This is a genomic window from Marinobacter sp. (assembly GCF_040882185.1).
Taxonomy (GTDB): domain Bacteria; phylum Pseudomonadota; class Gammaproteobacteria; order Pseudomonadales; family Oleiphilaceae; genus Marinobacter.
The window spans coordinates 1-11,847 of sequence record NZ_JBBEBW010000003.1 but is presented as its reverse complement, the minus strand read 5'-3'; the positions used below and the strand labels follow the sequence as shown (position 1 = coordinate 11,847).

Annotated in this window: 9 protein-coding genes; 3 read left to right on the top strand and 6 right to left on the bottom strand. The window is 57.4% G+C overall.

Annotated features, from left to right (window positions below):
• Positions 1 to 9 precede the first annotated feature (9 nt).
• Complete coding sequence (locus tag WEB64_RS03660) at positions 10 to 444, bottom strand: acyl-CoA thioesterase (protein ID WP_368061714.1); 435 nt, start codon at positions 442 to 444, stop codon at positions 10 to 12.
• 185 nt (positions 445 to 629) lie between these two features.
• Here WEB64_RS03660 and WEB64_RS03655 point away from each other — a divergent pair, with 185 nt between their 5' ends.
• A complete protein-coding gene (locus WEB64_RS03655; RefSeq protein ID WP_368061715.1) occupies positions 630 to 1,901 on the top strand; it encodes a D-amino acid dehydrogenase in 1,272 nt (423 codons plus the stop codon).
• 9 nt (positions 1,902 to 1,910) lie between these two features.
• On the opposite strand, the gene WEB64_RS03650 is transcribed toward WEB64_RS03655, so the two are convergent.
• From WEB64_RS03650 to WEB64_RS03635, 4 genes are all read right to left on the bottom strand, one after another.
• The gene (locus tag WEB64_RS03650) at positions 1,911 to 3,401 is read right to left on the bottom strand and encodes a flavin-containing monooxygenase (RefSeq protein ID WP_368061716.1); all 1,491 of its coding nucleotides are present in this window, start codon (positions 3,399 to 3,401) and stop codon (positions 1,911 to 1,913) included.
• 163 nt (positions 3,402 to 3,564) lie between these two features.
• A complete protein-coding gene (gene bamE / locus WEB64_RS03645) occupies positions 3,565 to 4,014 on the bottom strand; it encodes an outer membrane protein assembly factor BamE (protein WP_368061717.1) in 450 nt (149 codons plus the stop codon).
• A gap of 143 nt (positions 4,015 to 4,157) precedes the next feature.
• The gene (locus tag WEB64_RS03640) at positions 4,158 to 5,357 is read right to left on the bottom strand and encodes an OmpA family protein (RefSeq protein ID WP_368061718.1); all 1,200 of its coding nucleotides are present in this window, start codon (positions 5,355 to 5,357) and stop codon (positions 4,158 to 4,160) included.
• 169 nt (positions 5,358 to 5,526) lie between these two features.
• Complete coding sequence (locus WEB64_RS03635; RefSeq protein ID WP_368061719.1) at positions 5,527 to 7,800, bottom strand: ATP-dependent helicase; 2,274 nt, start codon at positions 7,798 to 7,800, stop codon at positions 5,527 to 5,529.
• Between the two features lie 97 nt (positions 7,801 to 7,897).
• On the opposite strand from WEB64_RS03635, the gene WEB64_RS03630 reads away from it, so the two are divergent.
• Entirely contained in the window at positions 7,898 to 8,281 is a 384-nt protein-coding gene (locus WEB64_RS03630; RefSeq protein WP_368061720.1) for a DUF2237 family protein, read from the top strand.
• A 5-nt stretch (positions 8,282 to 8,286) separates the two neighbouring features.
• Positions 8,287 to 10,419 carry a tRNA(Met) cytidine acetyltransferase TmcA gene (locus WEB64_RS03625; protein ID WP_368061721.1) on the top strand — a complete coding sequence of 711 codons (2,133 nt, stop codon included), beginning with the start codon at positions 8,287 to 8,289 and terminating at the stop codon, positions 10,417 to 10,419.
• A gap of 25 nt (positions 10,420 to 10,444) precedes the next feature.
• Here the strand turns inward: WEB64_RS03625 and WEB64_RS03620 are convergent, their stop codons facing one another.
• The gene (locus WEB64_RS03620; protein ID WP_368061722.1) at positions 10,445 to 11,548 is read right to left on the bottom strand and encodes an enoyl-CoA hydratase/isomerase family protein; all 1,104 of its coding nucleotides are present in this window, start codon (positions 11,546 to 11,548) and stop codon (positions 10,445 to 10,447) included.
• Between the last annotated feature and the right edge of the window lie 299 nt (positions 11,549 to 11,847).

Genomic DNA, 11,847 nt, shown 5'->3' with positions numbered 1-11,847 from the left:
GATTAATAATTAAATCACCAGCCTCTCCAGGGCCTGACGAAGTGGTTCCGGAATCGCGACAGAGCGCTGGCTGGCCTGATCCACGAAGACATGGACCAGTTTGCCCTGGGCGCAGGCAGTATCTTCATCAGCCCGGAAAATTCCGATCTCCCAACTGATAGAACTGCGCCCGAGGTGCGTAACCCTCAATGCGGCTTCGATCCGTTCGGGATAGGCCACCGGTTGAAAGTAATCACACTGGGAACTCACCACATAGGCCACCACCGGGCTGTTGTGAATGTCCAGCCCCCCGGTCTCGATGAGGTAGCGGTTGGCCGCCGTATCAAACCAGGCGTAGTAGGTCACGTTATTGACGTGGCCATAGACGTCGTTGTCCGCCCAGCGGGTGGTTATTGGTTGAAAATCCACAAAGTTTTCACGAGTTAACGGGGTTTTCCGGGACATCCAATAGCCTCTGTTGGTCGCATTTCGGTCTGTGAAGCGTAGAAGATCAAAGTAGCGATAATACCGGCTTTCGGCAATTACCCACACAGCTCACCTTGACCTATCGAGTCGGGACCTCTCTTATAAAGGATGAACTCTGACGTTTAGCGACTATTCTTTTCAGAGAGAGGCAAAAGGGAGATGCCATGCATATTGTCGTAATAGGTGCCGGGGTGGTCGGCGTAACTACAGCCTATGCCCTTCACCGTCGTGGGCACCAGGTCACAGTGATCGAGCGCCATCCCGGTGCCGGGCTCGAGACCAGCAAAGCCAATGCGGGACAGCGCTCCTACGGGGTGGTTTATCCCTGGGCGTCGGCCGCGATGGTCAGAAAGGCTCTGCCCTGGCTGCTACAACGGGACGGCCCCCTGAAATTACAGGTACCGCCTTCGCTCGAGGCTTTGCGGTTTATGATCGCGACGCTCCGGTTCGCTTATGCGCCCGGCGTATTCGGCCTCAACAAGCGCGCCATGTTACGCCTCGGGATACACAGCCGTACCTGTTTTGACGACATTGAGCGTGAACTGGCGCTGGATTTTGACGGCGACCACGCTGGCTTGCTGCATCTGGCGAGCACGCCAGCAGCGATGGCTGAGTATGGGGGCGCCGCCAAAGTCCTCCGGGAACTCGGGATACCCTATCAGCTTCTGACCCCGGACCAGGTGCGCGAGTCAGAACCCGGCATGACCGGCACAGGGCCTTTGTATGGCGCTTTGAAATATGACGCTGACGGCACCGGTGACTGTCATCTGTTTTCACAGGCATTGGCCGTGGCGTGTGAAAAGCGAGGCGTGGAATTCCGCTATAGCACCACGGTGGAGCGTCTGACCGTTGACCATCACCGTGTCCACGGCGTCGATGTCCGTTCCGGAGCCGCGGGGCAGGAGCGCCTGGAAGCAGACGCCTTTGTACTCTGCGCCGGTTGCGATTCACCAGTGTTAACCCGGGCACTTGGGTTGCGCTTGCCCATTTACCCGATCAAAGGCTATTCCCTGACGGCGCCCCTGACAGACCCTTCCCGGGCACCGGTCTCCACCATTCATGATGATCATTTCAAGGTCGTCTCAACCCGGCTGGGTGATCGCATTCGCGCTACTGGCTTTGTGGAGCTTGCGGGGTTTGATCGCCAGATTCACGAAAGCCGACTGGAGGTGATTCGCCGTTCTGTGGAATCGCGGTTTCCCGGTGCAGCGGATATGACGGCGGGCATTGCCTGGACTGGTTTTCGTCCGATGACTCCAGATGGGCCGCCTATTATCGGCCAGGGCCCGCGCGACAATCTTTATTTGAATACTGGCCACGGTACATTTGGGTGGACGCTTTCCGCCGCCAGCGCCGACCTGATCGCGGAAGTGATTGATGGTCAAAAACCTGCGCTGTCACTGGATGCGTTCCGGCCGGGTCGGTTCAGCGAATAGCGGTGTTCTTCAGGCGGGCGCATCCTGGGCTGCTTTGGGGCTCTCGACCACACGGCTGAAGGTCATCACGCGGTCGGTGACCGGGCCGTACCGGAGTTTGAGCAAATCAAGCAGGTAGTTCTGGTAAAGCTTCCAGGGTGCCCGGTCACCCTGTTTGGGGAGATGGTCCAGCGCACGCTGGACATAACCCGAATTAAGGTCCAGAAATGGCGCATTCTGCACCGTTGGATCGGCCTTCGGGGTGCAGTAGTCATAGTCGTGCTGATCCATAAAGTTGATCAGCCGGCATAGGTATTCGGCGGTCAGGTCGGCTTTCAGGGTCCAGGAGGCATTGGTGTAACCCACCACCAGCGCAAGGTTGGGCACGTCGCTGAGCATCATGCCTTTGTAGCTCATGGTATTGGGTAACTCCCGCTTCTCACCATCCACCACCAGTTCCGCACCGCCCAGGGCGACCAAATTGAGCCCGGTCGCCGTCACTATGACATCGGCCTCCAGCTCCCGCCCGGAGGCAAGACGAATGCCGGTCTCGGTAAACCCCTCGATATGGTCCGTAATCACGGAGGCGTGCCCGCGACGCAGTGAACGGAAGAGATCGCCGTTAGGCACCAGGCAAAGCCTCTGATCCCACGGGTTGTAGCTGGGGTTGAAGTGAGTATCAACGTCGATACCAGGCCCGAGCTGAGATTTAAGGTGCTTGCGCAACAGGTTTCGAATCAGCGCCGGATAGCGGCGGCAAATCTGATAGAACAGTGTCTGCAGGGAGGCGTTTTTCCACCGCGTAAGCCGGTAGGCGAGCTTAGCAGGCAACAGGCGATTCAGCGTTTGCGCGATGGGGTCGACATCAGGCAGGGCGACAATATAGCTGGGTGACCGCTGAAGCATGGTGACATGGGCGGCGGTTTTAGCCATCGCGGGCACGAGCGTCACCGCCGTAGCACCACTGCCGATCACCACCACACGTTTGCCTGCATAATCCAGATCCTCCGGCCAGTGTTGCGGATGGATGATCGCGCCGCGAAAGGTCTCACGCCTTTTGAACTCCGGGGTATAACCAGCGTCGTAGCGATAATAGCCAGTGCAATTGAGCAAAAAATTGCAGGTGAATGGCTCAGTGACGCCGTTGGCAGTATTGTCGGTTTCCACTGTCCAGCAGGCATCGCGACTGGACCAGCTGTAGCGGGAGGCGCGATGATTGAAGTGGATTTTCTGCTCCAGATGGTATTCCTGCGCGGTGGCCCTTACGTAATCCAGGATAGCGGGGCCGTCGGCGATGGCTTTGCCTTCTCGCCAGGGCTTGAAGGCGTAACCCAGGGTATACATGTCGGAGTCAGAGCGAATGCCGGGGTAGCGAAACAGGTCCCAGGTGCCACCAATGGCGCCGCGACCCTCAAGAATGGCGAAGGACTTGGTAGGACAATGTTTTTGCAGGTGATAACCGGCACCAATGCCCGATAAGCCAGCGCCAATGATAAGGACGTCATAATGGTTTGCTGACATAACCTGCCTTCTCCAGAGGGCCTGCGATCGCATCATTTATCCCCGGCGGCAGGGATGTACTGTGCTATATAAAGCAGATGCTTTAAGCTATTAAAACCCTGAACGGCGTACCGGTGCAAGGTCTCGGGAGGCAAGGATTATTAGGTGGGAAGCGGGGTACCAGTCAGGGTTTTCGATATTCAACGCTTTCCACGCAGCCGTCCCGGAAGTACACGTAGGTAAGCTCGTAGAGTTTGCCGTAGTAATCGGTCTGATAAACCCAGGTTTCCTGTGGCACAGGATAGGTTTCCGGTGGACGGCCAAAGGCCTTTAGAACCTGCTCTGTGGTCATACCTTTGACCACCTGATCCCTGGCAAGATACGTGCGCAACTCGGTGGAGTTAATAAAGCGGCACGTCTCTACAGGCTTTGCTTTGGACTGATTTTCCGGGTCATCGGATGTTTCAGGAGCGGGTGTAGGGAGATTATCACCGAAGCTGCCACCGATGTGATTGTCCCGAATGGTCAGGCGCTCCGCGTTGTCCCCACAGGGTTGGTCAGAGAACGTCACGCCGTCGGCAGTCTCACAGCGATAGACGGCGGATACCGGGAAAGACATCGAGAATAAAATCATAAAAAAAACAAGGATGAACATCCAAGCTGGTAACCACCATAGCTTGATCATCTTTATCTCCAATCCATGCAAACAATACCTGTAAAAAGGCCTGCAAAAAAAAGGCGCCCGAAGGCGCCTTCTATTTCACCTTGCACTCAGAATCAGCGGCGAACCTGAATGCGAGCTTCAACTCGGCGGTTCTGGGCACGGCCTGCATCTGTTTCGTTGCTGGCCATCGGCTCTGATTCACCATAGCCCACAGCGCGAACGCGGTCACTGTCAATGCCAAGCGCATCAACCAGACGGTCAGCTACGGCCCGGGCGCGCTCCTGGGAAAGCTTCTGGTTGTACTCTGCTTTACCCGTGGAGTCACTATGACCGGCAATTTCAACAGAGGTTTCGGGATATTCGTTCATGAAGTCAGCAACCTGGCGGATTTCCTCGTCGTAGGTATTGCCAATGACGGCACTTTCGAGCGGAAATTTGACAGACAGCTCGATGGTTTCGACGGTTTCTTCAATGCCTTCACAGCCTTCGTCATCCACTTCGACACCGGCAGCGGTGTTCGGACAGCGGTCTTTGCTGTTCACGACGCCGTCTTTATCACTGTCGAGTTCACAGCCGCGGCTGTTCACCTCAGCGCCAGCCGGGGTGTCCGGGCATTGATCACGGCTATCGGCTACGCCGTCATTGTCGCCATCCAGCTCGCAGCCGTTGGAGTCTACTGAAACGCCAGCTGCGGTGCCTGGGCACTGGTCGCGGTTATCGGGCACGCCGTCGTCATCACTGTCTTCTGGCGCAGGTGGCGTAGTAGAGTGTCCGAAGCCGATGCTGAAGCCCAGTGAGGCAACCGTATCGAAGGTGCTTTCGTCAATGCCATGGAATTCGCGAATATCTGCTCGCAGGGAGATGTTGTCACTGACGTTATAGCGCACCCCGCCACCTACGTTGACGCGGGTTTCATCGTGGTCGGTGCCAGACGTCTGCGGATCGGGAATGGATCCGCCGAAGTCAGCATGGCCCGCGCCAGCTGCCAGGTATGGGTTCCAGGCTTCGTTGAAGTCACCGAAGTAGTAGAGGCCATCCAGGCGGATCTCGTCAAAGTCGCTGGAGCCGGGATTGTTCTTACGGTCAGCATCCGCTCGGGAATAGACCAATTCAGCGGCCCAGTTGGGCTGGAAGCGATATTCCAGGCCGCCACCGAAGGTTCCGGTTTCGCTGAGTTCACGCTTGTGGTCGAACAACTGGTAAGCCACAAACGGATTGAGATAAAGTTTCTGGTCAGTGCTTTCCTGGGCCAGGGCGGGGGATGCTATCGCAGCGCTCAGAGTGGCTACGGCTAGTGGGCGCATGATGCTCATGCAGAACCTCCTGTTTGTTCGTCGTTTTTGGGGGTCATTATGATTTTATTGAAACGCTTCGCTTAGAAGACTCATCATCTACGGGGAATCTAAGCCAACGGATGCGGACCGTACAGGGTTTCCTTGGTTATCAGAGCAATAATTACCAAAGTTTCATGCCGTTAAGCGGTTATTCCGACGGACTGAAGTAAAGATGGGCACTTTTTTTGCTGAAATTCAGCGTTCGCCCGGAGTCAAAACTGACCTCAAAAGCGCTTTCATCTTCACCAACGACTGCGCCGTTGCCAAAAATTGGATGGCTGAGACGAGGCTGAGCCCAGAGCGGTGCACCACCTGTAGCAGTCTTTCCGGCATATTCCGATTGCAACTGGAGGCCCTCGCGCGCGGCATAGCGAAGGCTGACCGGAGAGAGCGCGCAATCCAGAGACAATGCTCTCGGTTCGTCGTGGGGTTGATTGCTATTGCCCTCGCTGTGCTCATCAAGATAGCGCCCCAGAGTCTCGGACAGCGTAACGCAGAGTTCGCCGATGAACCGGCTGGGCGCCTGGTCGGCATCCATCGGAGGACGGGAACTCCCTGGACGGGTGAGCAAATGCAGCTGGTGCCGGGTACGGGTCATGGCGACATATAACAGACGGCGCTCGCTTTCGATGAAGGCACGGTGATCCTCCGCCTGTCGCGGACTGTAGGGCAGATATTTCTCCTGCAGTCCGGGCAAGATCACGACCGGCCACTCCAGGCCTTTGGTGCGGTGGATGGTGGAAAGTAAAACACCTTCATCACGGCTGTTCCGGGCCTGATTTTTCAGAGTCCGCAGGTGGGCCAGGGCGTCTTCAGCACCGACATTGAGGCTGTCCAGATAATACTGAAATCCGATAATGGTATCGATGCGCTCGTCAGCGGTTTCGTGGGTCAGAGCAAGGCTGCGAATACCGTCGAACAGTTCGGTTTTATCCGCGTATTGCCGGATCAGCTCTGACACCTTGCCCTGGAAATGACTGAGTGCAGTGAGAGTCTCGCCCAGTTTTCTGAGCTTGCGGCCCGCCATGGGCGAGAGTGCGTCGAAATCCATCGCCAGCAAGCGCGCGCCCCAACCCTCCCCAAAACCGGACAGGAACTGGGCAAGATGGTTAAGTTCCGGCTCTTTCAAACCTACATGGGGGAAACGCAGTAACTGGCGGGCAATGGTCTGTCGGTCGGCCTCCGGTGTCTGTCCGAGCGTACCCGTTACCACCTGGAGCAGACCGGTTATGGCGTCGACTTCCCGACTGAACAGCGCGCCTTTGCCCGCATCGATACGATAGGGAATCTGCCGGGCGAGCAGGCGCAGTTCGATAGGAACACTCTGGCTCCAGACCCGGAACAGGATTGCAGTATCCGCAAGCGCGCCTGGTGGTGAATGCTCCAGCAGGTTGATCACCGCGTCGCTGTCGTTAGCGCATTCGTGAAGCTGCACCTCAGTGGCGGGTGTGCTCGGGTGTGAGTGGCAAAGTACATCCTTACGGCCGGTATTATGGCTGATCAGGTGATTGGCCAGCAGGGCGACCCGATGGCCGTAGCGGAAGGTGAAGCTCAGGGTCTGTTCAAGGGGGCTTTCGAACTCGTCGCTGAAACGGTTGAGGATGAACTCCGGCTTGGCACCCCGGAACTCGTAAATGGTCTGATCCGGGTCACCGACCACCGTTACCCGGGCGCGGTCACCGGCCACATACCGCAGAAGCAAATGCTGTATTTCATTGGTGTCCTGATATTCATCCACCAGGATCAGATCCATTTTATTGCCCACCAGGCGCTGGAGTGGCGGGTTCTGATGTATTGCCATCACAGGCTCATAGAGCATGTCCGAAAAACTGATGCGGCTTTCCGATTTACGCCATTGCTCAAAGCTGTGGAACAGATCGACCAGGTATCGATGGCGCTCGTTAAAGCCCTGCTCCTCAAACACGATTTCAGCGGGGGACAGCGTTGTTTTTACCCGATCAATAAAATTCGCCGCCGTCTCCACAAAATCTTTCTTGCTGCGTTTGATCTCGTCCTGCAGGTCTTCCGGGGCCAGCCGCCGGGTCAGCATCCAGACCTGAAAGTTGATTTCCTGTTCAGTCAGGATGGTCTCGGAAAAGGCCGGTAGGTAACCCTCTTTGATAAAGCGGCGATAAAGTCGCAGTCCCATGGCGTGATAGGTGCGTATTTCCGGCAGTGCGAGGCCGGTATCCCGGCTGACGCTCCTTAGCTTGAATTCGAAATCCTTACGGGCACTGCGGTTGAACATCAGCACCAGCATGCGAGCCGGATCATGGCCCTGCTCCAGCAGATACCGGATACGCCAGGCCAGGGTGGACGTCTTGCCGCTGCCTGCGACAGCCGTAATCACAGCATGCTCGTAGCCGGCGGTAATGATGGCGTGCTGTTCGTCGGTGAGAAAGTCGGGCAGGTCTGTGGGCATGGCGATATTGTAATGGGCAATTGGCGTCTCCGTAACCCGTCGACCATAATGGGCCGGAATTCAAACCCTCGAATCTATCCTCTTCAGGAGAATACCCATGGCAAACCCACAAGCCGAAGCCGTTAATGTGTTGGGCGAGAGACTCGAGTCCTGCGGCTCCGAGCCCAGGACCGGGTTCTATCGCGATGGCTGCTGCAACACTGGCCCGGACGATCCGGGCCTGCACGTGGTCTGCTCGGTGGTCACAAATCGCTTTCTCGCTTTTTCCAAAGCCCAGGGCAATGATCTGAGCACCCCGCGGCCGGAATTTGGTTTTCCCGGCTTGAAGGATGGTGATTCATGGTGCCTGTGTGCTGCGCGCTGGCAGGAAGCCAATGAGGCTGACAGTGCGCCCAAGGTCAAGCTTCGGTCCACTCATCTCAAAGCCCTCAAACATTGCGCGCTGGATGAGCTCAAGCGCCATGCTATCGACTTGAGCTGATACCGGTGTCAGAGCCATCACAACCGCTGGATTGGGCAAGGTTGCAGGCGTCTTTGCAACAGGCAGGCCACCGGCAACTTGTGGTGCTGGAGGGCAACCGGGTTTCTTCTCTCGCCTGGTTGGGGCGGAACCTGCCAGCGTTGTCCTGGTCCACGGGTGTCTGGAGCGGACCCGGTGAGGATCGACCGCAACCCTCTTTGATCGATATGAAGCCACAGAACGGGCGTCAGTGGCTGGGCCGGGAAATCGATCTGCTGGTATGGGATGGCTGGCAGGGGAACCCGCCGGATAGCCTGGCGGCAATAACAGGCTCCCTGACGGCGGGCGGATTATGGTTCTGGCTGATGCCACCACTGACAAAATGGCATCGCTTTGACGATCCGGATTATGCCCGGACAGCGCTGACCGATGCGAAAACCCATGCCTTCGCCAGGCGGATGGCCGGGATAATAACCTCAGACCCGGATGTGATTCGCGTTAATACCGTGACCGGTCAACATTCCGTCCGGAAGCCAAAGGAAACCACTTGCCGCAGGTTTCAGATCGCCGAGACTCCGGACCAGAGCCGAGCTATCGAGCAGATCGTATCGTGTGGCCAGGGTCGACGCCGCAGGCCGATGGTCATAACCGCCGATCGGGGCCGGGGGAAATCAGCCGCATTGGGTATCGCCGCGATTACGCTATTGAACGCCGGTCGCCAACACATTGCTGTGACCGCACCATCGGCGGAGGCTGTTCTTACCCTGTTTCGACATGCCCGTCAGTCAGCCGGGCCGGATCAGCTTGTCATAGATTCCGACCACGAAATTCGCCTCGCTGGTGGTGGTAGTTTGAGATTTTACCCCGTGGATGAGCTACTGCGGATTCAACCACCGGCAGAACTGGTACTGGTGGATGAAGCTGCCGCCATTCCCGCCCCGTTATTGAAGAACGTGCTTTTGGGCTGGCCCCGGGTAGTGTTTGCTTCAACGGTTCACGGCTACGAGGGTTCGGGTCGGGGCTTTACCATACGTTTTCGGCAGGTGCTGGACGAACAAACCCCCCATTGGAAGTCCTTGCGGCTTGAGCAGCCCATTCGCTGGGCGGTCGATGATCCGCTGGAACGTCTGGTAAGCCGCCTGTACTTGTTGCATGCCGGGCGCTCCGAACCGGATGCAAGTAACGCCGATTGCAGGATTGAACCATGGAACCCAGTTGATGGGTCCGAAGCGGACCTGGATGCTGCGTTCGGACTATTGGTTGACGCCCATTACCGCACCACGCCGGGTGATCTGCGCCAGTGGATGGATGATCCCCAAGCCAGGGCCTGGCTGGCACGGCGTGGCAATCAGGTTGTCGGTGTGCTCTGGATGACCCGGGAGGGCGGTTTTACCAAGGCACTCGCTGAGCAGGTAATGAAGGGCAAGCGCCGGGTGCGAGGACATCTGCTGCCGCAGTCCCTGGCGAACCACAGCGGCTTTGCGGCGGCGGCATCATTGTCGATTGGGCGGATTGTGCGTATAGCGGTCAGCGACCACGAACGCCGACGTGGGGTGGGGCGGCAACTGGTTGACCGTGCCCATAGCCACGCGAAAAGCGTTGGCCTTGACGCCGTTGGCACCAGCTTTGGTGCGAGCCCCGATTTATTGGCGTTCTGGCAGCAATGCGGGTTATCCGTTATGCGTCTGGGGCTGCAGCGGGAAGCCAGTAGTGGCGAATTTGCAGTGCAGATGCTCAGTGGCGTAAGCAATGCGGGCATTGGTCTGGCAGGACAGATTCAGGCCCGCCTGGGTGAGCACTGGCAAACGCTGGTGCCCCGGGTATGGCGTTCCCTGGCGCCAGAGTTATTGCTAGAGCTGACCGCCCGGTTGCCGGAGCCCCCCCCTTTGACACCAGAGGATATCGGGGAGCTTGAGGGTTTTACTGAGGGTGCTCGGGGCTTTGAACTCACGCTCATGCCGCTGCAAAGGCTAACACGGCAAACCGGCGCGGTGGCGGCTCTGCGCGGGCGCGCTGATGCACTGCTTTGGTGCCGGGCTGTGTTGCAAACCTGGAACTGGACGGAGCTGCAGGCGGCCGGTTATAGCGCTGGCCGTCGCGAGGCGGAGGATCGCCTCCGATACCTTGCTGCTGACCTGCTTAAGACAGTAATGAAATAATAGAGCTACGTGAGGTTCAGGGGCCTCATAAATTGGCCAGGGGATCGTTCTCCTCACTCCACGGCGGCACAAAGTAGAGTTCCACATGTTCCCGAGACACCTCCCGGATATGCTGGTAAGACCATTTGGGAGCCTGGTCCCGGTCAATCAGCCGGGCGCGGATACCTTCGGCAAGATCCGGTTGTCCGGCGCACCGGGTCGCCATCACCAGCTCCATTCGGAAAATGTCTTTCATCGACATCTGGCGGCCCCGCTTCAACTGCTCATGCAGCAGCCAGGCTGAAACCGGATTGCCTCCAGCGAGGAACTGCATACAGGTGCGCCACCATTCCGAGTTAACCGCCTCCGCCTGCAGACGGTCAACCATGGCGATCAAGTCACCTTCGCCACATAGTCGGCTGATGGTCTGTTCGTGCTGCATCAACTGACTTGGCGGCAGAGTTTCGTGAGGTGGTGAGCTGAGCCGGTTGAGTAACCGGAAGAGGCGATTGTCATCGGTGGCGACCTCGCCACTCCAGCGCTGTGACTGCAAGGTTTCCAGCAAGGTCTCCTGCTGGTTGGCATACACAGCTATGTCTGCCAATCCGATCCGTAGAGCATCAGTGGCATTCAGGCGGGCCCCCGTCAGGCCCAGAAAAAGTCCCAGGCCTTCCGGTAGCCGGTTCAGAAACCAACTGGCCCCGACGTCAGGAAACAGCCCTATACCCACTTCCGGCATAGCCATGATCAGGTCCGGGGTGACCAGGCGGTAGCGGCAGGCGGCAAGAATGCCCATACCGCCACCCATCACTACCCGCCGAGCCCAACCGATAACCGGTTTCGGGAAACGATGAAGGGTATAATCGAGGTGATACTCCTTGCCGAAGAATCGGGCCGCCGTGCGTTCCGCTTCCGGGCCATTCAAGGCCTGATATAACTGCCGTATATCACCGCCTGCGCAAAACGCCTTTTCACCTGCCCCCTGGATCAGAATTAGGCAAATGCGATCATCGTCTTCCCATTGGTCCAACTGGGCCTGCATCGCGTCGATCATCTGCTCGGACAGCGCATTCATTGTGGCTGGCGCATCCAGGGTAATGACGCCAATAACCCCATCCAGGCATTGACGTTCTTCGCTGTGTATCGGCATGTCAGGTGTGGCCTCCCAATGAATCAATGCGAGCGATACTTTCGATTGGATTACCCGCCGAGGAAACAGGACAAACGTCGTAAACCTTCGTAGAACTCACCATAGTGTTGATTGACCTTTGTTATTTGAGCCTGCGGTTGCCTGTGTTATAAACCGGGCAGGCAAAAATGTTAGGGAGCCTCTGATTAACTCCTGGATCGTCTCTGGCTTTCAGAGCGATTCACAATCAAGGCGCGACTTTGCGGTAATGTCTGGACCTTGCAAGAAGTCGCAACGCGGAGTGTGAATCGCTCTGAAAG